Source organism: Streptomyces sp. NBC_00203 (assembly GCF_045206325.1).
GTDB lineage: Bacteria > Actinomycetota > Actinomycetes > Streptomycetales > Streptomycetaceae > Streptomyces > Streptomyces lutosisoli.
Genome location: NZ_CP108126.1, coordinates 5,789,405 through 5,811,387, shown reverse-complemented (window position 1 = coordinate 5,811,387; position 21,983 = coordinate 5,789,405). Strand labels below are relative to the sequence as shown.

Sequence of the window (21,983 nt, the reverse complement as noted above, 5' to 3'; positions counted from 1 at the left end):
GGGCTCGGAGGAGGGGCAGGGGCGAGATCGCCGGGAAACCTGCCCACCAGCCCTTGTTCAGCCTGATCCCCACGTCGGGCTGCTGGCCGAGCACCTGGTCGAGGTTCTGGCGCGGGCCGCGAGGTTGGCCGTCACACAGGCTGGTGCCTCAGACGTTCCACGCGGAGCCGAAGCCGCGTAGCGGGGACATGTCGTAAGAAGCGCTGACGGGAACCGCTTGCCGAGGCGGGCATCGACGACCGCCGTCTCTACGACGGCAGTCGGCACACCGCAGGCTCGATCCTGAATGAGCCGGGCGTAGACATGCCGACCATCATGGAGATCCTCCGCGCGGGAGATGCCTTCCGAAAAAAGCAAAAGCCCCAGATCACGGCGAGTGAGTTCTGGGGCTTCCACAGAGCCGCCTTCGGGATTCGAACCCGAGACCTACGCATTACGAGTGCGTTGCTCTGGCCATCTGAGCTAAGGCGGCGCGCTGTCCGCACTATGGTGCGATCAGCAACGTCGGTAAGTCTACACAGTTTCCGGGGGTGCTCCGTACACACCCCGGGGCACCCGCTCCCGGGGCGTGCGGCAGGGCTATGGGCAGCGCTTTTCCTTGGTCGGAGGGGTGCCCTGGAGGAGGTAGCGGTCGATCGTGGAGTCGATGCAGTCGCTGCCGCGGCCGTAGGCGGTGTGGCCGTCGCCGACGTAGGTGAGGAGGCGGGCGGAGGAGAGCTGGGAGGCGAGGGCCTGGGCCCAGGGGTACGGGGTCGCAGGGTCGCGGGTGGTGCCGACCACGAGGATCGGGGCCGCGCCCTTCGCCTCGATGCGGTGGGCTTCGCCGGTGGGCCGTACGGGCCAGTACGCGCAGTTCAGGGAGGCCCAGGCGAGGCCCTCGCCGAAGACGGGGGACGCCTTCTCGAAGGCGGGGAGGGCTTTCTCCACCTGGTCGGGGGTGGAGAAGGCGGCCGGGAGGTCGAGGCAGTTCACGGCAGCGTTGGCGTACATCAGGTTCGCGTACCTGCCGTCGGCGTCACGCTCGTAGTAGCTGTCGGACAGGGCGAGCAGACCCGCGCCGTCCTTCTCCTTCATCGCCGAGGTGAGCGCCTCCCGCAGCTGTGACCAGGACGCCTCGTCGTACATCGCCGCGATCACCCCCGTCGTCGCGAGCGCCTCGCCGAGTTTGCGGCCGTCCGCGTCGCCGGCCGGGATGGGCGCCCGGTCCAGCTGCTGGAAGAACGCCTTCAGGTTCTTGCCCACCTGCTCCGTGCTCGTGCCCGCGCCGCCCAGCGGGCAGTCGCTCTGCTGCACGCAGTCCTTCGCGAAGGACTGGAAGGCCGTCTCGAAGCCCGCCGTCTGATCCTCGTTCAGCTTGCGGGCGGACAGGGACGGGTCCATCGCTCCGTCCAGGACCAGTCGGCCCACCCGCTCCGGGAAGAGACCGGCGTACGTCGCCCCCAGGAACGTCCCGTACGACGCCCCGACATACGACAGTTTCTGGTCGCCCAGCACCGCGCGCAGGATGTCCATGTCACGGGCCGCCTCGACCGTGGAGACATGCCTCAGCAGCTCGGGCGAGCGCCGGCCGCAGCCCTCGGCGAACTTCTTGTACGAGTCGACCAGTTGCCCCCTCTCCTTCGTGTCGTCCGGCGTCGTGTCCGTCTGCGTGTACGTGTCCATCTGGCGGCCGGTGAGGCACTCGACCGGCTCGCTGCGGGCCACCCCGCGGGGGTCGACGGCGACCATGTCGTAGCGGGCGCGGACCTCCGCCGGGTAGCCGATGCCGGCGTACGCCTGCAGATAGCCGACCGCCGATCCGCCCGGTCCGCCCGGGTTGACCAGCAGCGAGCCCAGGCGCTTGCCCGACCCCGTCGCCTTCTTGCGGGCGACCGCCAGCCTGATGTCGCCGGAGCCCGGCTTCGCGTAGTCGAGCGGCGCCTTCATCGTGGCGCACTCGAAGCTGGGGACCCCGCAGGTGCGCCAGTTCAGCTTCTGCCCGTAGTACGGCGACAGCGTCGACGGCGTGGAGCGCGGCAGCGCGGCCAGCGCGGCGTCCGCCATGGACGTCGCCGTGGACGTCGTCGTGGACGTCGTCGTGGACGACGAACTCCCGGCGGAGCAGGCCGAGATGAGCAGCACGGCGGCGGCCAGCAGCACGCCACTCGTACGGAGGGGCCGGGTCGGCCGAAGGGGACGCCTGATGTGCATCTGGCGAGCGTAACCTTGCGCGATCACTTGATCACCTTCAGTCGCCTATGCGCCCTCGTACGAGTGACTCGGTCAACTCCTCGCGCCCTGCGTCGCGCACCCCTTCACGTACGACGTCGATGTCACGCACCCCGTCACGTACGACGTCGGCGTCGCGCACGACGTCACCAACGACGTTACGCGCGCCGGACGCCGGTCAGCCCGCCCGCAGCGCCATCGTCATCGCCTCGACCGCGAGCAGCGGTGCCACATTGCGATCGAGGGCCTCGCGGCACGCGGCGATGGCGTCGATGCGGCGCAGGGTCGCCTCGGGTGAGCTGCCGCGGGCCAGCCGCTCCAGGGTGTCCTCGGCCTCCATGTTGGCGATGGCCAGACGGGAACCGAGCTGGAGGGCGAGGACGTCGCGGTAGAACCCGGTGAGGTCGATCAGGGCCAGGTCCAGGCTGTCGCGCTGCGTACGCGTTCTTCGGCGCTTCTGCCGGTCCTCCAGCTCCTTCATGACACCCGCGGTGCCGCGCGGCATCCGGCCGCCCTGAACCGCGCCGAGGGCCGCCTTCAGGTCCTCGGTCTCCTTCACGTCGACTTCCTCGGCGAGCTGCTTGGCGTCCTCGGAGGCCGTGTCGATCAGCTCCTGGGCCGCCTTGAGGCAGCCGCCGATGTCGTCGACCCGCAGCGGGAGCTTGAGGACGGCGGCCCGGCGCTCACGAGCACGCGGGTCCGTGGCGAGGCGCAGGGCCCGGCCGATGTGCCCCTGCGTCGCGCGGGCGGCGGCCGCCGCGACGCCGGGCTCGATGCCGTCACGGCGTACGAGGATGTCGGCGACCGCGTCCACGGGCGGGGTGCGGAGGGTGAGGAGGCGGCAGCGGGAGCGGATGGTGGGCAGAACGTCCTCGATGGACGGGGCGCACAGGAGCCAGACCGTGCGGGGGGCCGGTTCCTCGACGGCCTTCAGCAGGACGTTGCCCGCGCCCTCCGTGAGGCGGTCGGCGTCCTCCAGGACGATGACCTGCCAGCGTCCGGTCGCCGGGGACAACTGGGCGCGGCGGACCAGGTCACGGGTCTCCTTCACGCCGATGCTGAGGAGGTCGGTGCGGACGATCTGCACATCGGCGTGGGTGCCCACCAGGCTCGTATGACAGCCGTCGCAGAAGCCGCAGCCGGGGACTCCGCCGAGGGCCCGGTCGGGGCTCACGCACTGGAGCGCCGCCGCGAACGCCCGCGCCGCGGTGGAACGGCCCGAGCCGGGCGGGCCCGTGAACAGCCATGCGTGCGTCATCTTGGACGCCTCGGGGAGCGGGGTGTCCGCCGCGACCGCCGTGACGAGGGCGTCAGCGTCCCGGGCAGCGGCGGCGAGCTGCTCGCTCACCTTCTCCTGGCCCACCAGGTCGTCCCACACGGGCATGGGGCACCGCCCTTTCGTCGCACTTTGCCTTGCCGCGTCCATTGTGCGGGCCGCCACTGACAATCGGCGCCGGCCGCCGTTCCAGCGCCTTCCGCCGCCGTTCCAACAGCTCCGGCCGCCGATCCCAGCAACCGCAAACCACAGCCACAGCCACAGCCACAGCCACAGCCACCAGGATCAGCGGCATCGCCGCCAGAATTCAGCGGCGGCGGCCCCGCCCCTCGTCCCAGTCATCGTCCTCGCGCGGGCCCAGCAGTTCGTCCGCCAGGGTCGGGAGGTCGTCCAGCGGAGTCTCCTCGGCCCAGTCGGAGCGGGGCCGACGCCGCGGGGCGCCGGTGTCATCGACCTGGGGCAGCTCGCGCGTACGGTCGCTGGGACCGTCCTGCTGCGGCGCCGACCGCTCGTCCCGGAAGAAGCCCGGCGGCACCCGGTCCGCCGGATCACCCGCGGAAGCTCCTTGCGTGGGAGCACCCGCGCCCCCATCCCGTACCGGAGGAAGCACCGCCGTCTCATCGGCCGCACCAGAAACCACCGGCGGCAGCACAGCCGTCTCGTCCGCCGCCCCCGGCACCGGCGGCTTCGGCAGCTTCGCCGTCTCCTCCACGTCGGTCCGGGACTCGGAACGGGAACGGGAACGGGAGCCGGGCCGAGAACCGGCAAGGCCCTCGTCCGCGCGCACCGGCGGCAACACCGCCGTCTCGTCCACGGCCCGCCCACCCGACGCGTTCGACGGCGTCACAACCGGCGTAGGCACCGTCGTCTCGTTGTCGGGCGCGGAAACCCTCGCAGTCGGGGCCCCAGTCCCAGCCGCACTCGCCGCCGTCGTCGTCGGCGGCGTCGTCGGCGGCGTCGTCGCCGACGCAGTCGACACCGCGGCCTCAGCGGAAGCCACCGCAGCCGCCGACGCCGCCGCGGCCTCCGCGGCCGCCCGTCGAGCCTCCTCGGCCCGCAGCAACGCTTCCTCGGCCTTCCGCTGCTTCTCCAGGCGGCGCTCCTCGGCCTCGGCCCGCAGCCGCGCCTCCTCCTCGGCCTGCTTGCGCCGGCGCTCCTCCTCGGCGGCCCGCGCCTTCTCCTCGGCGAGACGCCTGACCCGCTCCTCCTCGGCGCGGCGGCGGGCCTCCTCGGCGCGCTGCCGGGCCTCCTCCGCCTGGCGCTCGGCCTCGCGACGCTGGGCCTCCTCCAGCTCGCGCTGCTTGCGCTCCTCCTCCTCGGCACGGAGCTTCGCGAGCTGCTCCTGGCGCTCGCGCTCCAGCCGCTCCTCCTCGGCCTTGCGGGCGGCCTCTTCCTCGGCCTTGCGCCGGGCCTCCTCCTCAGCCGCCTTGCGCGCCTCCTCCTGGGCCTTCACCTCGGCCTCGGAGAGGGGCAGCATCACGTCGAGCCGGTGCCGGACGACCGTGGTGACCGCCTCGGGTTCCTGCGCGGCGTCGACGACCAGGTACCGGCCCGGGTCGGCGGCGGCCAGCGTCAGGAAACCGGACCGCACGCGCGTGTGGAACTCGACGGGCTCCGACTCCAGCCGGTCGGGCGCCTCCGTGAACCGCTCACGGGCGGCCTCGGGCGACACGTCCAGCAAGACCGTCAGGTGCGGTACGAGGCCATCTGTAGCCCAGCGGTTGATGCGGGCGATCTCCGTCGGGGACAGGTCACGGCCCGCGCCCTGGTAGGCCACCGAGGAGTCGATGTACCGGTCGGAGATGACGACCGCACCCCGCTCCAGCGCGGGCCGCACCACCGTGTCCACGTGCTCCGCGCGGTCGGCGGCGTACAGCAGCGCCTCCGCGCGGTGCGAGAGCCCTGCCGAGGACACGTCCAGCAGGATCGACCGCAGCCGCTTGCCGACCGGCGTGGCGCCCGGCTCCCGGGTCACCACGACCTCGTGGCCCTTGCCGCGGATCCACTCGGCGAGCGCCGTCGCCTGGGTGGACTTGCCGGCCCCGTCGCCGCCCTCCAGGGCGATGAAGAAGCCGCTGGAGGCGGAGGTCTGCACGGGGTCGTCGCCGCCGCGCAGCGCGTCCAGCAGGTCGTGCCGCAGCGGTACGCCGGAGCGGTCGTCGGCCTTGGCGAGCACCAGCGCGGCGACCGGCAGGAGCAGCGCGCCGACCAGCATCAGTGTGAAAGCGGCGCCTCCGTGCGCGAAGACGAACTTGCCGTTTTCCAGCCGGTGCGGACCGATCGCGGCGGCCACCACCGGCGCCACCAGCGCGCCGAGCGCCACGGAGACCCGTACGACCGCGTGCAGGTGTTCGGTCGTACGCGCCCGCCGGTATTCCTCGGTCTCCTGGTCGAGCAGCGCGTGCCCGGTGTTCGCGGCGACGCCCGCGCCGATGCCCGCGAGGGCGACGATCAGCAGCACGGTGGTGACGTCCGGGACCAGCCCGGCGGCCAGCAGCGCGACCCCGGTGAAGGCGATGGCCAGCGAGAGCAGCCTGCGCCGCGACAGCGACGGCAGCACCGAGGGGGCCGTACGGATACCGATGACGACGCCCCCGGTGAGGGCCAGCACCAGCAGCCCGTACGTCACCGGTCCGCCGCCCAGGTCCTTGGCGTGCAGCACGGAGACGGCGACGGCGGCGGAGATCGCCCCGGCGACCGCCGCGCAGGCGAGGACCAGCAGCGGAATCGCGCCGGTACGGCCCTTGTCGACGCCGGTGCCCGTCTTGGGGCGGCGCAGTCCTTCAAGGGGCGACCGCGCGCGCGGGGTGCGTGCGTCGGGCAGTTCGAGGAACGTGAGCACCGACAGCGAGGCGGCGAACAGTCCGGCAGCGACGTACGAGGCGAGCGCCGCCTGGTGCAGGTCGAACCAGGCGATCCCGGCGCCCAGCAGATTGTTGACGAGCGACACCACGACGAGCGTGGCGGCGGCGAGCGGCACCGCCATGAACGCCGTACGCAGCGACAGGCGCCGCAGCGCGTCCATGTGGTCCGGAAGCGGGCGCACCGTGGCGCCCTCCAGGGGCGGCGCGGGCAGCAGCGCGGGCGCCGCGCTCTCCCGGCACACCGTCCAGAACCGCTCGGCGACGCCGGCGACGAAGGCGGTGACCAGGAGGACGGCGAGCGCATTGTCCGGGGTCCAGTCGATCCACAGGGGCGCGACGATGAGGAGCGCGGCCCGCAGACCGTCGGCCCCGACCATGGTCCAGCGCCGGTCGAGCGGCCCCTCCTGGGACGTCAGCGACGTGAGCGGCCCGAGGAGTACGGCTCCGAAGAGCAGCGTCGCGAAGACGCGTGCCCCGAAGACAGTGGCCACGGCGAAGGCCACTCCGCGGTAGCCACCGCCGAAGGAACCCTCGAAGATCGCCGCCTGGAGGGCGAGGACGACCAGCACGAGCAAAGCCAGCGCGTCGGCGACACCCCCCACGAGCTGTGCGCTCCACAGCCGCTTCAATTGCGGCTGGCGCAGCAGAGCGCGGACGGCACGCTCGCGGGAATCTGCGACCAGGGCGTCGTCGGGGGCCGGGGTGTGGGCCGTTGGCTGCTCGGCTCGCGTCATCCTGCAAGCCTATCCGGACCCACTGACTCCCCGAAGGGGTGGCCGAACATACGGACGCCCCCACACCAAAAGGTGTAGGGGCGTACACGTGCCGGGCACCTCAGGCACACGCTCAGGCACACGGGATCCGGCCCTCGGAAGCGGCCGTCGTCCTGCGGCCTCAGCCCTCCGAAGCCGCCGTCTTCTTGGCGGCGGTCTTCTTGGCGGGTGCCTTCTTGGCGGCCGTCTTCGAAGTCGTCGTCTTCTTTGCGGCCGTTTTCTTGGCCGGGGCCTTCTTGGCGGGTGCCTTCTTGGCCACAGCCTTCTTCGCGGTCTTCTTGGCCGGTGCCTTGGCGCGCTTCTCGGCGAGCAGCTCGTAGCCGCGCTCGGGGGTGATGTCCTCGACGCTGTCGCCGGAGCGCAGGGTCGCGTTGGTCTCGCCGTCGGTCACGTACGGCCCGAAACGGCCGTCCTTGACGACGACAGGCTTCTCGCTGACCGGGTCGGTGCCCAGCTCCTTCAGCGGCGGCTTGGCGGCCGCACGGCCACGCTGCTTGGGCTGCGAGTAGATCTCCAGCGCCTCTTCGAGCGTGATGGTGAAGAGCTGGTCCTCGGCGGTGAGCGATCGCGAGTCCGTGCCCTTCTTCAGGTACGGCCCGTAGCGCCCGTTCTGCGCGGTGATCTCCACGCCCTCGGCGTCCTTGCCGACGACGCGCGGCAGGGACATCAGCTTGAGGGCGTCCTCAAGGGTCACCGTGTCGAGCGACATCGACTTGAACAGCGAGGCCGTACGCGGCTTGACGGCGTTCTTGCCCGTCTTCGGGGTGCCCTCGGGGAGCACCTCGGTGACGTAGGGGCCGTAGCGGCCGTCCCTGGCGATGATCTGGTGGCCCGTCGCCGGGTCGGCGCCGAGCTCGAAGTCACCGCTCGGCTTGGCGAGCAGTTCCTCCGCGAGGTCGACCGTCAGCTCGTCCGGGGCCAGGTCCTCGGGCACGTCGGCGCGCTGGTGGTTCTCGGCGTCCTTCTCGCCGCGCTCGACGTAGGGGCCGTAGCGGCCCACGCGGAGCACGATGTCGTTGCCGACCGGGAAGGACGACACCTCGCGGGCGTCGATGGCGCCCAGGTCGGTGACGAGCTCCTTGAGGCCGCCCAGGTGGTCGCCGTCGCCGTTGCCGGCCTCGGCGGCACCGGTCGCCTCGCCCTCGCCGAAGTAGAACCGCTTCAGCCACGGCACGGCCTGCGCCTCGCCCCGCGCGATGCGGTCGAGGTCGTCCTCCATCTTGGCGGTGAAGTCGTAGTCGACGAGCCGGCCGAAGTGCTTCTCCAGGAGGTTGACCACGGCGAAGGACAGGAAGGACGGGACGAGTGCCGTGCCCTTCTTGAAGACATAGCCGCGGTCGAGGATCGTGCCGATGATCGACGCGTACGTCGACGGGCGGCCGATCTCGCGCTCTTCGAGCTCCTTGACCAGGCTGGCCTCGGTGTAGCGGGCCGGGGGCTTGGTGGCGTGCCCGTCGACGGTGATCTCCTCGGCGGACAGCGGGTCGCCCTCGCCGACCTGCGGGAGACGGCGCTCGCGGTCGTCGAGCTCGGCGTTCGGGTCGTCCGCGCCCTCGACGTACGCCTTCAGGAAGCCGTGGAAGGTGATCGTCTTGCCGGAGGCGCTGAACTCGGCGTCACGGCCGTCGGCGGCCGCACCGGCGATCTTCACGGTGACGGAGTTTCCGACCGCGTCCTTCATCTGGGAGGCGACGGTCCGCTTCCAGATCAGCTCGTAGAGCTTGAACTGGTCGCCGGTCAGACCCGTCTCGGCCGGGGTGCGGAAACGATCACCCGAGGGGCGGATCGCCTCGTGCGCCTCCTGCGCGTTCTTGACCCTCCCGGCGTACACGCGCGGCTTGTCCGGCAGGTAGTCGGCGCCGTACAGCTGCGTGACCTGGGCGCGGGCGGCGGTGATCGCCGTGTCCGACAGGGTCGTGGAGTCCGTACGCATGTAGGTGATGAAGCCGTTCTCGTACAGCTTCTGTGCCACCTGCATGGTCGCCTTCGCACCGAAGCCGAGCTTGCGCGAGGCCTCCTGCTGGAGCGTCGTCGTACGGAACGGCGCGTACGGCGAGCGGCGGTACGGCTTGGACTCGACCGAGCGGACCGAGAAGTTCGTGTTCTCCAGGGCGGCGGCGAGCGCGCGGGCGTTCGCCTCGTCCAGGTGGAGCGTGTTGGCGCCCTTGATCTGGCCCAGCGAGTCGAAGTCGCGGCCCTGGGCGACGCGCTTGCCGTCGACCGCGGTGAGGCGGGCGACCAGGTTGGACGGGTCGCTGTTGTCACCGGCGCGGCCGGTGCCGAAGGTGCCGGTCAGGTCCCAGTACTCGGCGGAGCGGAAGGCGATGCGCTCGCGCTCCCGCTCGACGACGAGGCGGGTCGCCACGGACTGCACGCGGCCCGCCGACAGCCGCGGCATGACCTTCTTCCACAGGACCGGCGAGACCTCGTAGCCGTAGAGGCGGTCGAGGATGCGGCGGGTCTCCTGGGCGTCGACCATGCGCGTGTTGAGCTCGCGCGGGTTGGCGACAGCCTCGCGGATCGCCTCCTTGGTGATCTCGTGGAAGACCATCCGGTGGACGGGAACCTTGGGCTTGAGGACCTCCAGGAGGTGCCACGCGATGGCCTCGCCCTCGCGGTCCTCATCGGTGGCGAGGAAGAGTTCGTCGGAGTCCTTCAGCAGGTCCTTGAGCTTCTTGACCTGGGCCCTCTTGTCAGCGTTGACCACGTAGATCGGCTGGAAGTCGTGCTCGACGTCCACGCCGAGGCGGCGCACCTCGCCGGTGTACTTCTCGGGCACCTCCGCGGCGCCGTTGGGGAGGTCGCGGATGTGCCCGACGCTCGCTTCGACGACATAGCCGGGGCCGAGATAGCCCTTGATCGTCTTCGCCTTGGCAGGCGACTCGACGATGACGAGTCGGCGGCCGCCGTGTGCGGTGTCGCTGGTCGGGGACAACTTCGCTCTTCTCTCCGGTCGACGCGGGGATCTCCCCACGGGCCTTGGTCCCGGGGGTCGGGTCGTGCTGACGCTGCGGAGTGTGACGGTACATCCCGCCCCCGTGTCAAACGGGAAAAGCCCGCAACGGCCACTCGAACGGTAACCCGACTACCGCCATTCCTGCCGCCCGGAGTACCCACCAGCCCTTTTTCGGGTCTATCCGGAGCGTGACCTCCCAGTTACCGGAGTACCGGCCTTCACGCGCGCGTGAAACACCACATCCCGAGTACCAGCGCACCAGTTCCGGCGACGCTCGCGACCGTCGCCGATGCGACGCGGCTCACACCGTGGGCGACGGGCTCGCCCTGCCGCAGCCGGACCGCGGTCCAGGCCAGCAGTCCGCCTCCGAACAGGGCGAACACCGTCCCCACAAAGATCGCCGGTCCGCTTTCCATGGGTGTGTCCTTCCGCCCCGAGTCCTCAGGGTCGGGAGGCTGGCACGCCCCGGAAGCGCACATGCGAACCTGCGGTGAACACGAGGCAACCGGCACACCGTGGGGGCACTCAGACCGTGCCGGGCGTCGGTATCTTCCCGGTCGTTCTGCTGTTGTCGGTGTGGCCCACCGTGCACACGACTGTGGTGAATCCGTCGTTCCAGTCTTCCCTGTCGCCCAGCCAGCCGTAGGTCTTCAGCTCCGATCCGGGCGCCCAACTCGACTCGAATTTGTTGCTGCAGAGCTTTCCTCCGTTGTCGATCCCCTTCTTGTAGTCCATGCTCCCGGGCGCGGCGGCGAAGCCGACGACCTGGTCGGTGTGCGGTTTGGAGCAATCGGTCAGCAGGGACTGGAACGAGTCGCCCCCCTTGTCGACGTACGTCCAGCAGTCGCCCACGGCCATCTGCGCGGCGTACAGGTCCATGCCCTTGTCCCGGAGCCATCCCACCTCGCCCCCGATGGGAACATGCCGTCCCAGTACGAGACATGCCGTACCGCCGGAGGCCGCGTCGAACCCCGCCTTCGTCGGGAGAAGGGCGTAGGCGCCCGCGTCGGGCAGGGCGGTCGCCATCGGCTCGGCCTGCCGCGCGCAGCGCTGCGCGCCCCGGGCCTGGGCGTCGGCGTAGTCGGTCGCCGTATCGACGGCCACCACCTGGCCGTCCGGCCAGTCGTCGGCGCAGTCCACGACACCGAGGTTCGGCACCGACTTGAAGGGGGTGCCCGACCAGACCGCCTTCACGCAGTCGCCCGCCTGCAACGGGTTGCTGAGGCCCGCCTGCTCGCCGTACGGATACACAGGCCCCGTCGGCTCCGCCGCCGTCGGCGTACTCGCCGAGGCCGACGGCGACTTCTTCGCCGCGTTGTCCTTCTTGCCGCCGTCACCACCGGACGACAGCGAGACGGCGGCCCAGGCACCGCCGGCGATCACCAGGACGACGGCCACGACGAGGGCGATCACGGCACCGCGCCTCTTGCCGCTCGTGGGCGGGGGTGGCGGTCCGGGCGGACCGCCCGTGTACGGCAGCGGCACGGATGGGCTGCCCACGTACGGGTGGGTCGGCAGGGGCGGACCACCCTCGTGGGGCGGCGGCGCGCCGCTCGCCGCGTAGGGCGAGTCCGGGGCGCTCGCGTAGGGGTTGCGGAAATCGTACGCACTCTGTGGGGCCGCTGAACCCCATGGGGCGTACGGCGACGGGGGACCGGCGGCCGGTGTGGCGGGGCCGCCCGCTGCGGGGGTGTCGGCCGCGGCGCCCGTCCTCGGGGTGGCCGGACCGCCCGGCGTGTGCGGGGTGTTCGGAGTGGGAGGCGCGCCAGGGGTCTGTGGGGTGCCCGGCCGCTGTGGGGTGCCCGGCGTCGATCCGCCGGCCCGGTCCGCGTACGGGCCGCCGTACGGCCCCTGCGACGGAGTCCCCGCCTGTCCCGGGGGCGGGCCCGCGGCATACCCGGGAGGCGCGCCTGCCACATAGCCCGGAGGTGCCCCCGCGACCTCGTCCGAGGGCACGCTCGCGGACGGGCCGCCGGGTACGGCCCCGAAGCCCTCCGGCGCCGGACCGAATCCGGCGGGCGTCGCCCCGAACGCGCCCGGTGGCGGCCCGAATCCGCCCGGTGCCGAACCCTGCGCGGGCGAGGCCCCCCATCCCGGCGGTGACCCGGACCCCGCGCCTGCCGCTCCCCGCACCACCTGCTCCAGCCCCCGCGCGACCGCCTCCGGCGAGAACCGGCGGACGGGGTCTTTGACGAGCAACCCGTGCAGCACGGGCGCCAGTTCGCCGGCGCGGACCGGCGGTGTGGGCTCTTCGCCGAGCAGGGCCGTCAGCGTCGCGTAGCTGCCGTGGCGGTCGAAGGGGCCGCGGCCCTCCACCGCGGCGTACAGCGTGGCGCCCAGGGAGAAGAGGTCGGCGGCGGGGGTGGGCGGCTCGCCGCGGGCGCGCTCGGGGGCGAGATAGCCGGGTGTGCCGAGGATGCCGGCGGTGGCGGTGAGGCGTGGCTCGCGGGACTCGGGCTGGAGCGCGATGCCGTAGTCGGTGAGCAGCACGCGCGCGTAGGGGTCGCCCGAAGCGTCCGGCGCCAGAAGGATGTTGGCCGGTTTCACATCCCTGTGGAGGATGCCGATCCGGTGTCCCGCGGTGAGCGCGTCGAGGACGGCGAGGCCGATCCGGGCGGTCCCCGCGGGCGACAGCGGCCCCGACCGCCGTACGACCGCCTGGAGGTCGACCGCGTCCGGCACATACTCCATGACGATCCACGGCAGCCCCTCGTGCACCACCACGTCGTGCACGGTGGCCACATGGGGATGTCCCCGTAAGCGCGCCGCGTGCCGGGCTTCGCTGCGTGCCCGCGCGATGCGCTGCGCCGTCTCTCCGGCGTCCATCGGCGTGTCCGGCAGCGCGACCTCCTTCATGGAGACCTCGCAGGCCAACTCCTCGTCGTACGCGAGCCATACGCGCCCCATGCCGCCCGCGCCGAGCGTCCGCAGCAGCCGATATCGGCCACTGATGAGCCTGCCCTCGCCCTGATCCGGCGTCTCCCCCGCCATCACGCCTCCCCCGAGACAGCGCGCCTCCCCCGAGGACGCGTGGAACTTGTCTCTTGAAGGTAGCTTCGCACCTGCCACTGACAGGAGCCCTTTTGCGGAGCAATCCTTTCCAATCCCGCCAGAACGGGCACATGCGGCTCAGCGGTACGGATACGCCTCAGGAGCTACGCCGTCAGGACGGCCCCGGGGCGCCCGCACGCTCCCGGTCCAAGCGCTCCGGTCCCGCCCCCCTCATTCCGCGGGCTCGAGGAACCCCTGCTCCACCAGCAGGCGGATCTGCGCGGGCGTCCGGTCGCGCAGCAACACCGGATCCTCGCCGACCAGTTGGGCGATGGCGTCGAGAATCCGGCCCGCGCTCAGCGTGCCGTCGCACACGCCCGCGAAGCCCGCGCCGACCGTGTCCACCTTGGTGGCCCGGCGCATCCCGCGGTTCTGGCGCAGCACCACGTGCTCCGGGTCCTCCGCGCCGGGCAGCCCGACCTGCTCCTGGACGACCTCCGCCACGAGCTTGAAGTGTCCGGCGAGCAGGGCCGCGTCGTCGTGCGCCCGCAGAAAGTCGACGCGGTCGAAGTGCGCGCTCACGGTCTCGCCGAGCGGCTGCTCGACGGGGTGCGGCCACTCCTCGACCGTGATCGAGGGCCGGTCGGCCGCCGCCTTGCGCAGGGTGATCCAGCCGAAGCCGACCGCCTTCACCTTGCGCGCCTCGAACTCGTCCAGCCACGCGTCGTACCGCGCCTGGTAGGCCGCCGGGTCGTCGCGGTGGTCACCCGCGTCACGCAGCCACAACTCGGCGTACTGCGTGACGTCCTGGACCTCGCGCTGCACGATCCACGCGTCGCAGCCGCGCGGCACCCAGGAGCGCAGCCGGTCCTGCCAGTCCTCGCCCTCCACGTGCTGCCAGTTGGCCAGGAACTGCGCGTATCCCCCTTCGTTCAGCCGGTCCCCCGCCTCCTGAACGAGCGTGCGGCACAGATCGTCCCCGCCCATTCCGCCGTCGCGGTAGGTGAGCCGGGCGCCGGGAGAGATCACGAAGGGCGGGTTCGAGACGATCAGGTCGTACGTCTCGTCGTCCGCGACCGGCTCGAAGAGGGAGCCCTCCCGCAGGTCGGCGGCCGGGGCGCCGGAGAGCGCGAGGGTGAGCGCGGTGATGTGCAGCGCGCGGGGGTTCAGGTCGGTCGCGGTCACCCGTGTGGCGTGCTGCGCGGCGTGCAGGGCCTGGATCCCGGAGCCGGTGCCGAGGTCGAGGGCGGAGGAGACGGGCGTACGGACGGTGATGCCGGCGAGGGTCATGGAGGCCCCGCCCACCCCGAGGACGACGCCTTCCTCCCGGCTGCCGATACCGCCCGCGCCGCCGACGGCGCACCCCAGGTCGGACACGATGAACCAGTCCTCGCCGCCGGGCCCGCCGTACGGCCGGACGTCCGCGGTCGCGGCGACCTCGTCCTCGCCCACCCGGGTCAGCCAGCCGCCCGCCAGACAGTCCTCGACCGGCAGCACGTCCACCACGCGCGCGTGCGGCACGGGCTGCTGGAGCAGGAACAGCCGTACGAGCGTCTCCAGCGGCGTGTCCCCGCGGGTCGCCCGGAGCGCGGGCACGGTCTCACTGCGCGCCAGCGCCGCGTACGCGGGGGCGCCGAGCAAATCGAGCAGTCCGTCGGCGGTGAAGGAGGCGCCGAGCAGGGCGTCCCGCAGCCGAGCGGCGACGTCGACGCGGTCGGACGAGGGCAACGGTGACAGGCTGGTGTGACTCACGCTTCCCATTGTGTCCGCTCCCGCCGAAAGCGACGTGCACCTGTGGACAGGGCCGCCACCTGTGGACGGCGCGCGCCGCGAGCCGTGCCACACCTCCGGCGCAACGCCGAGGGCCCGGCACGCGCGTGTACCGGGCCCTTTTCGGCTGGCCGAAGGATCGCTCTCCCAGGGCTCAACCCTGGGTGGCCGACGGAGAACTGGACGTGGACTTGCAGCTCTCCTGCTGGGCCATAGCCTGGCCCACATCCCCCTCCTCAAGCTTCTTCAGGGCGTCGTTCCCGCTCTGGCTCAGCTTGTCGAGCTGGGTCGCGATGCCCTTCAGGCCGTCCGCGAACTTGGCCTGGTCCTTGGTGTCGAGCTCGTCGACCTGCTTCTTCAGGTCGGCGTACGACGCGGAGATGTCGTTGAGCTCCTTGACCGCGTTGGTCTGCTTCGTCTCGCCGTCGGTGACGTCCGGGGCGCCCGCCTTGTCGACGGCGGAGCCGATCGCCTTGTAGGCGTCGGACATGTCCTGAAAGGCCTGTGCGTCCGTCTTCTGGACGGCTTCCGGCGTGCTGTTGTCCGAGGTCTCCTTCTGGATCGCGGCGTTGGCGGCCTCGATCTTCTTGGCCTGCGGCTGCACCGCGCCGCAGACCTCCTTGGCCCAGGAGTTCAGCTTGTCGCTGTTGCCGTTGTCGCTGCTGCATCCCGACAGCGCCAGTACCAGTACCGCACCGCCGGACAGTGCGGCCGCGAGCTTCTTGTTCACCGGATTGGTCCCTTCCATGGCTCTCGGCCCCGGAACATACACGCCAAGTGGGCGACATCCGCATTCCGAATGTCCATTAAGACCACTATTGAAGCCATTTGCACCAAGCGAGAGAAGGCTCACGAAGAGGGTGTGAACACACACAGGGCGGGCGCACGACGCATCAATACACGCCGTACGCCCGCCCGTTGACCGGCACCTGGCCGGCCATGGAACCCGAGAGCTACGAAACCACCGCAGGGTCAGCCGACTTGGCCACCCTTTCCGCGTTGTCCTCGTCACCCACGGCGATCCCGCGCCGCTTGGAGATGTACACCGCGCCCACGATCACGAGGATCGCGAGGACGGCGATGACCACCCGTAGACCGACGTTCTTGTCGTCGCCGTACGAGAACTTGACGATCGCCGGCGCGATCAGCAACGACACCAGGTTCATCACCTTCAGCAGCGGGTTGATGGCGGGTCCCGCGGTGTCCTTGAACGGGTCACCGACCGTGTCGCCGATCACCGTCGCGGCGTGGGCCTCGCTGCCCTTGCCGCCATGGTGGCCGTCCTCGACGAGTTTCTTCGCGTTGTCCCACGCGCCACCGGAGTTGGCGAGGAAGACCGCCATCAGCGTGCCGGTGCCGATCGCACCCGCGAGGAACGAGCCGAGCGCGCCGACCCCGAGCGTGAACCCGATCGCGATCGGGGTGAGAACGGCGAGCAGGCCGGGCGTGGCGAGTTCGCGCAGCGCGTCCTTGGTGCAGATGTCGACGACGCGCCCGTATTCGGGCTTCTCGGTGTAGTCCATGATCCCGGGGTGCTCGCGGAACTGCCGCCGCACCTCGTAGACCACGGCCCCGGCGGACCGCGAGACCGCGTTGATCGCGAGCCCTGAGAAGAGGAAGACGACCGCGGCGCCCGCGATGAGACCCACCAGGTTGTTGGGCTGTGAGATGTCCATCATCAGGTTCATCGGCGCGCCCGCCCCGGAGAGCTTCTCGCCCACGTCGTCCGCGGCCGTGGTGATCGCGTCACGGTACGAGCCGAAGAGCGCCGAGGCCGCGAGGACGGCCGTGGCGATGGCGATGCCCTTGGTGATGGCCTTGGTGGTGTTGCCGACGGCGTCCAGGTCGGTGAGGACCTGAGCGCCCGCGCCCGTGACGTCGCCGGACATCTCCGCGATGCCCTGCGCGTTGTCGGAGACCGGACCGAAGGTGTCCATGGCGACGATGACACCGACCGTGGTGAGCAGGCCGGTACCGGCCAGGGCGACCGCGAAGAGCGCCAGCATGATCGACGTACCGCCGAGCAGAAACGCCCCGTACACGCCGAGGCCGATCAACAGGGCGGTGTAGACGGCCGATTCGAGACCCACGGAGATACCGGCGAGGATGACGGTGGCCGCACCGGTGAGCGAGGTCTTGCCGATGTCCCGTACGGGACGGCGGGTGGTCTCGGTGAAATAGCCGGTCAGCTGCTGGATCAGCGCGGCCAGCACGATGCCGATCGCGACAGCGACCAACGCGAGGATCCGCGGGTCGCCGTCCTTGGCCTTGATCGCCGCGTCCGTGACACCGTCCAGATCGGCGTACGTCGCCGGGAGGTAGATGTAGACGGCCGCGGCCACCAGTGCCAGCGAGATCACCGCGGAGATGAAGAAACCGCGGTTGATCGCGGACATGCCGCTGCGGTCGGAGCGCCGGGGCGCCACCGCGAAGATGCCGACCATCGCGGTGAGTACGCCGATCGCGGGCACGATCAGCGGGAACGCGAGCCCGGAGTCGCCGAACGCCGCCTTGCCGAGGATCAGCGCGGCGACGAGCGTGACGGCGTACGACTCGAAGAGGTCGGCCGCCATGCCCGCGCAGTCGCCGACGTTGTCGCCCACGTTGTCGGCGATGGTCGCGGCATTGCGCGGATCGTCTTCCGGAATGCCCTGCTCGACCTTGCCGACCAGGTCGGCGCCGACGTCGGCGGCCTTGGTGAAGATGCCGCCGCCGACACGCATGAACATGGCGATCAGCGCGGCGCCGAGACCGAAGCCCTCCAGGACCTTCGGCGCGTTGGCCGCGTACACCAGCACCACACAGGAGGCGCCCAGCAGACCGAGCCCCACCGTGAACATGCCGACGACGCCGCCCGTGCGGAAAGCGATCTTCATGGCTTTGTGCGAGACGGCGGTGAGATCCTTTTCGGGCTCACCCTCCGCCGGGGTCGCTTCCCGTGCCGCGGCGGCCACGCGGACATTGCTGCGTACGGCGAGCCACATACCGATATAGCCGGTGGTCGCCGAGAACACCGCGCCGATCAAGAAGAAGATCGATCGGCCGGCGCGCTGATTCCAGTCGTCCGCGGGGAGCAGCAGGAGCAGGAAGAACACCACGGCGGCGAATGCGGCGAGCGTGCGCATCTGCCGTCCCAGGTAGGCATTCGCGCCCTCCTGGATCGCCGTCGCGATCTTCTTCATGCTGTCGGTGCCCTCGCCCGCCGCGAGGACCTGGCGCACCAGGACCCCGGCGACCACGAGCGCGGCCAGCGCGACGACTCCGATGACCATGATGATGAGACGGTTGTCGTCCGTCAGTACTGCGGCTGCGAAGGTTGTGGGTTGGTCAAACTGATGAGGGGTAGAAAGCCCCGCCATTCGTCCTCCTTGACGCCTGTGCTGAGCTCAAGATGTGGACGGATTGTAGGTACCGGAACCTGATCAAAACAGTGCGCGGTAAACGGAATTAGCCTTCACATGCTCTTCAGCAAATGATCGACGGGTGTCCATGGAACCCAAAAGAAGTAATGCCCCAAAAGCGTTGACGCATGATCAAATAATCGCGTGATTGATCGTGAATCAATTCACGAAAGGGCGGACGCGTGGGCGGCGCACACAAAAAGGGCCCTGCTGAGCAGGGCCCTTTTGGTTTTTCGCGAGGATGAGGTCGGGACGCGGTCAGGGAGCGAGCGTGGCCGGCGGCGTGGTCGGCCAGCTCATCCTGATCAGTCCGCCGTTCTCCCCGGCCGTGACTTCCACGTCGTCGACGAGGCCGCTGATGACCGCAAGGCCCATCTCGTCCTCTTCGGTCTCCGCGTCCGAATCGCCTCGGGAGGAACCGGACACCGTCTCACCCGGCGCCGTTCGCGGCGCCTCGTCGCCGACCTCGATGGAGAACTGCTTCTCCTCCTCGGTCAGCGTCACCCGCACCGGCGCCGAGGTGCCGCTGCTCTGGTGAAGTCCGACGGCACGACTGCAGGCCTCACCGACAGCGAGTCTGACCTCGTCGAGTACGGCCTCGTCCACTCCGGCCCTGCGCGCCACCGCCGCCGCCACCAGTCGGGCGGTCCTGACGTGCTCGGGCAGCGCGCTGAAGCGGAGCTCAACGGTGGCCATGCATCCCCCTCAGACAACGGGCGTGCTGTCAGGGGACCGGGCCGTGAGCCCAGTCCCCCCAACTTCTGCGAACCCGGGCCCACGGCCCGGGGAGACTGGTGGTCAGTCGGTGGCGTTGACCGCCTCCTCCACCGAGGTGTGGATCGGGAACACCTTGGTGAGACCGGTAATACGGAAGATCTTCAGAATGCGCTCCTGGTTGCAGACCAGTCGCAGCGAGCCCTCATGGGCACGTACACGCTTCAGGCCGCCCACAAGTACGCCGAGCCCGGTGGAGTCGAGGAAGTCCACGCCCTCCATGTCGACGACAAGGTGGAAACTGCCGTCGTTCACCAGCTCGACCAGCTGCTCGCGCAGCTTGGGCGCGGTATATACATCGATTTCGCCGCCGACCTCGACGACCGTACGGTCGCCGTTAGGGCCAGACACATTGCGAGTCGACAGGGACAGGTCCACGGATCCTCCAGCACCTTGCTATCGAGCGGTCGCCCCATGGGACACCTCGGCAGAGCCCCCTGGACGGTTCGCCAGCCGCGATGGCATTCAATCACTTACCGGCAGGCGTGCACGACGCCTTGGGCCCATTGTCCGTCACGCCAGTGACACACTCGATGCCGATGGCCAAGAATCACCGATCCGATCGACCCTCGACGGACACCGCTTCCCGCCCCTCGCCGGGCACGGTCCTGGACCGGCTCGCCTCGGGACCGAGCCGGGCTTCGCGCATCACTCATACGGAGCACTTGCCCCCGCGAGAGGGTCGCCATGCCGTGTGGCCCGACCGGATCCGTCCGGAGGTCATCGCCGCGGTGCAGGCCGCGGGAATCGAGCACCCCTGGGCCCACCAGGCACTGGCCGCCGAGCACGCCCTGGACGGCGAGTCGGTGGTCGTCGCCACGGGCACGGCCTCCGGCAAGTCCCTGGCATACCTCGTCCCGGTCCTGACAGCCCTCCTGGACGGCTCCGAGGCCGCGAACGGCCGGGGGGCCACCGCGCTGTACCTGGCCCCCACAAAGGCCCTCGCAGCCGACCAGTGCCGCTCCGTGAAGGAACTTTCACAACCTCTGGGCAATGCCGTACGCCCAGCCGTGTACGACGGGGACACTCCCTTCGAGGAACGCGAATGGGTACGTCAGTACGCCAACTACGTCCTGACCAACCCCGACATGCTGCACCGCGGGATATTGCCCTCCCACCCCCGCTGGTCCTCCTTCCTCCGTGCCCTGAAGTACGTCGTCATCGACGAGTGCCACACCTACCGCGGTGTCTTCGGCTCCCACGTCGCCCAGGTGCTGCGCCGTCTGCGCCGCCTGTGCGCCCGCTACGGCGCCTCCCCGGTCTTCCTGCTGGCCTCCGCGACCGCCGCCGAGCCCTCGGTCGCCGCGCGCCGGCTGACCGGTCTCCCGGTCGTCGAGGTCGCGGACGACGCCTCCCCACGCGGGGAACTGGTGTTCGCCCTCTGGGAGCCCCCACTCACCGAGCTGCACGGCGAGAAGGGTGCACCCGTTCGGCGTACCGCCACCGCCGAGACGGCCGACCTGCTGACCGACCTGACCGTCCAGGGCATGCGCTCGATCGCCTTCGTACGGTCCCGCCGCGGCGCCGAGCTCATCGCGGTGATCGCCCAGGAACGCCTCGCCGAGGTCGACCGCTCACTGGCCCGGCGCGTGGCCGCGTACCGCGGCGGCTACCTCCCCGAGGAACGCCGCGCTCTGGAACGCGCCCTGCACTCCGGTGAACTCCTCGGCCTCGCCGCCACCACCGCCCTCGAACTCGGCGTCGACATCTCCGGGCTGGACGCCGTCGTCATCGCCGGCTACCCGGGCACCCGCGCGTCCCTGTGGCAGCAGGCGGGCCGCGCGGGACGCTCCGGGCAGGGCGCGCTGGCGATCCTCGTCGCCCGCGACGACCCGCTGGACACGTTCCTCGTCCACCACCCCGAGGCCCTGTTCGACCAGCCGGTGGAATCCACCGTCCTCGACCCCGACAACCCGTACGTCCTCGCCCCGCACCTGTGCGCCGCCGCCGCCGAGATCCCGCTCACGGACGACGACCTGGAGCTCTTCGGCCCGGCCACCGCCGGTCTGCTGCCGCAGCTGGAGGCCGCGAAGCTGCTGCGCCGCCGGACGAAGGCCTGGCACTGGACGCGCCGGGAGCGGGCCGCCGACCTGACCGACATCCGCGGCGAGGGCGGCAGCCCGGTGCAGATCGTCGAGGACGGGACCGGGCGGCTGCTCGGCACGGTCGACGCCGGCGCCGCGCACACGACGGTCCACGAGGGCGCGGTCCACCTGCATCAAGGCCGTACGTACCTGGTGAGGCACCTGGACCTGGAGGACTCGGTCGCGCTGGTCGAGGAGGCCAACCCGCCCTATTCGACGGTCGCCCGCGACACGACGTCCATCTCCATCCTGGAGACCGACACCGAAGTCCCCTGGGGCGAGGGCCGGTTGTGCTACGGCTCCGTCGAAGTCACCAACCAAGTCGTCTCCTTCCTGCGTCGACGTGTCATCACCGGTGAAGTACTGGGCGAGACGAAACTCGACCTCCCTCCTCGTACGCTCCGTACGCGCGCCGTGTGGTGGACGGTCACCGAGGACCAGCTGGACGCGGCCCGGATCAACCCGGAGATCCTCGGCGGCGCCCTGCACGCCGCCGAGCATGCGTCGATCGGCATGCTGCCGCTCTTCGCCACCTGCGACCGCTGGGACATCGGCGGCGTCTCCATCCCCCTCCACCCGGACACGCTCCTGCCCACCGTCTTCGTGTACGACGGCCACCCGGGCGGCGCCGGATTCGCCGAACGCGCCTTCCACACCGCCCGCGCCTGGCTCACCGCCACCCGTCAGGCCATCGCCTCCTGCGAGTGCGACGCCGGCTGCCCGTCCTGCATCCAGTCCCCCAAGTGCGGCAACGGGAACGATCCGTTGCACAAGCGGGGAGCCGTACGGCTGCTCACGGAGTTGCTACGGGCCGCGCCAGAGGACTGAGGCCGGTGCAGGCTCCGGGTCCACCCACGGTGGACCGAGCGCTGATGACGGCTCCTGG

The 21,983-nt window shown here is 70.8% G+C and carries 13 protein-coding genes and 1 tRNA gene; 1 reads left to right on the top strand and 13 read right to left on the bottom strand.

Annotated features, from left to right (window positions below):
* Nucleotides 1–398: 398 nt before the first annotated feature.
* The 13 genes from OG975_RS26125 to bldG all read right to left on the bottom strand — a co-directional run bounded on the left by OG975_RS26125 (nucleotide 399) and on the right by bldG (nucleotide 19,391).
* Nucleotides 399–472, bottom strand: a tRNA-Thr gene (locus OG975_RS26125).
* Nucleotides 473–579: 107 nt separating this feature from the next.
* On the bottom strand, nucleotides 580–2,190 hold the full coding sequence (locus OG975_RS26120; protein ID WP_406331796.1) for an alpha/beta hydrolase: 1,611 nt from the start codon (nucleotides 2,188–2,190) through the stop codon (nucleotides 580–582).
* 37 nt (nucleotides 2,191–2,227) lie between these two features.
* Nucleotides 2,228–2,350 (bottom strand): hypothetical protein, encoded by a 123-nt coding sequence (locus OG975_RS26115; RefSeq protein ID WP_406331795.1) that lies wholly within the window; start codon nucleotides 2,348–2,350, stop codon nucleotides 2,228–2,230.
* Nucleotides 2,351–2,386: 36 nt separating this feature from the next.
* Complete coding sequence (locus OG975_RS26110; protein WP_330306176.1) at nucleotides 2,387–3,592, bottom strand: DNA polymerase III subunit delta'; 1,206 nt, start codon at nucleotides 3,590–3,592, stop codon at nucleotides 2,387–2,389.
* Nucleotides 3,593–3,791: 199 nt separating this feature from the next.
* The gene (tmk, locus tag OG975_RS26105; RefSeq protein WP_406331793.1) at nucleotides 3,792–7,082 is read right to left on the bottom strand and encodes a dTMP kinase; all 3,291 of its coding nucleotides are present in this window, start codon (nucleotides 7,080–7,082) and stop codon (nucleotides 3,792–3,794) included.
* Nucleotides 7,083–7,242: 160 nt separating this feature from the next.
* Nucleotides 7,243–10,056: a type I DNA topoisomerase gene (topA, locus tag OG975_RS26100; protein WP_406331792.1), complete on the bottom strand. Its 2,814-nt coding sequence runs from the start codon at nucleotides 10,054–10,056 to the stop codon at nucleotides 7,243–7,245.
* Between the two features lie 239 nt (nucleotides 10,057–10,295).
* Complete coding sequence (locus OG975_RS26095; RefSeq protein ID WP_406331791.1) at nucleotides 10,296–10,493, bottom strand: hypothetical protein; 198 nt, start codon at nucleotides 10,491–10,493, stop codon at nucleotides 10,296–10,298.
* Nucleotides 10,494–10,602: 109 nt separating this feature from the next.
* On the bottom strand, nucleotides 10,603–13,068 hold the full coding sequence (locus OG975_RS26090; RefSeq protein WP_406331790.1) for a protein kinase domain-containing protein: 2,466 nt from the start codon (nucleotides 13,066–13,068) through the stop codon (nucleotides 10,603–10,605).
* Nucleotides 13,069–13,299: 231 nt separating this feature from the next.
* A complete protein-coding gene (locus OG975_RS26085; RefSeq protein WP_406331789.1) occupies nucleotides 13,300–14,829 on the bottom strand; it encodes a methyltransferase in 1,530 nt (509 codons plus the stop codon).
* 163 nt (nucleotides 14,830–14,992) lie between these two features.
* Nucleotides 14,993–15,586, bottom strand: coding sequence for a small secreted protein (locus OG975_RS26080; protein ID WP_406331788.1), 594 nt, complete (start codon nucleotides 15,584–15,586; stop codon nucleotides 14,993–14,995).
* A gap of 205 nt (nucleotides 15,587–15,791) precedes the next feature.
* A complete protein-coding gene (locus tag OG975_RS26075) occupies nucleotides 15,792–18,197 on the bottom strand; it encodes a sodium-translocating pyrophosphatase (RefSeq protein WP_406331787.1) in 2,406 nt (801 codons plus the stop codon).
* A 300-nt stretch (nucleotides 18,198–18,497) separates the two neighbouring features.
* The gene (locus OG975_RS26070) at nucleotides 18,498–18,935 is read right to left on the bottom strand and encodes an ATP-binding protein (protein WP_330306168.1); all 438 of its coding nucleotides are present in this window, start codon (nucleotides 18,933–18,935) and stop codon (nucleotides 18,498–18,500) included.
* A gap of 102 nt (nucleotides 18,936–19,037) precedes the next feature.
* On the bottom strand, nucleotides 19,038–19,391 hold the full coding sequence (bldG, locus tag OG975_RS26065) for an anti-sigma factor antagonist BldG (protein WP_028799135.1): 354 nt from the start codon (nucleotides 19,389–19,391) through the stop codon (nucleotides 19,038–19,040).
* Nucleotides 19,392–19,471: 80 nt separating this feature from the next.
* On the opposite strand from bldG, the gene OG975_RS26060 reads away from it, so the two are divergent.
* Nucleotides 19,472–21,925: a DEAD/DEAH box helicase gene (locus OG975_RS26060; protein ID WP_406331786.1), complete on the top strand. Its 2,454-nt coding sequence runs from the start codon at nucleotides 19,472–19,474 to the stop codon at nucleotides 21,923–21,925.
* The last annotated feature ends 58 nt before the right edge of the window (nucleotides 21,926–21,983 follow it).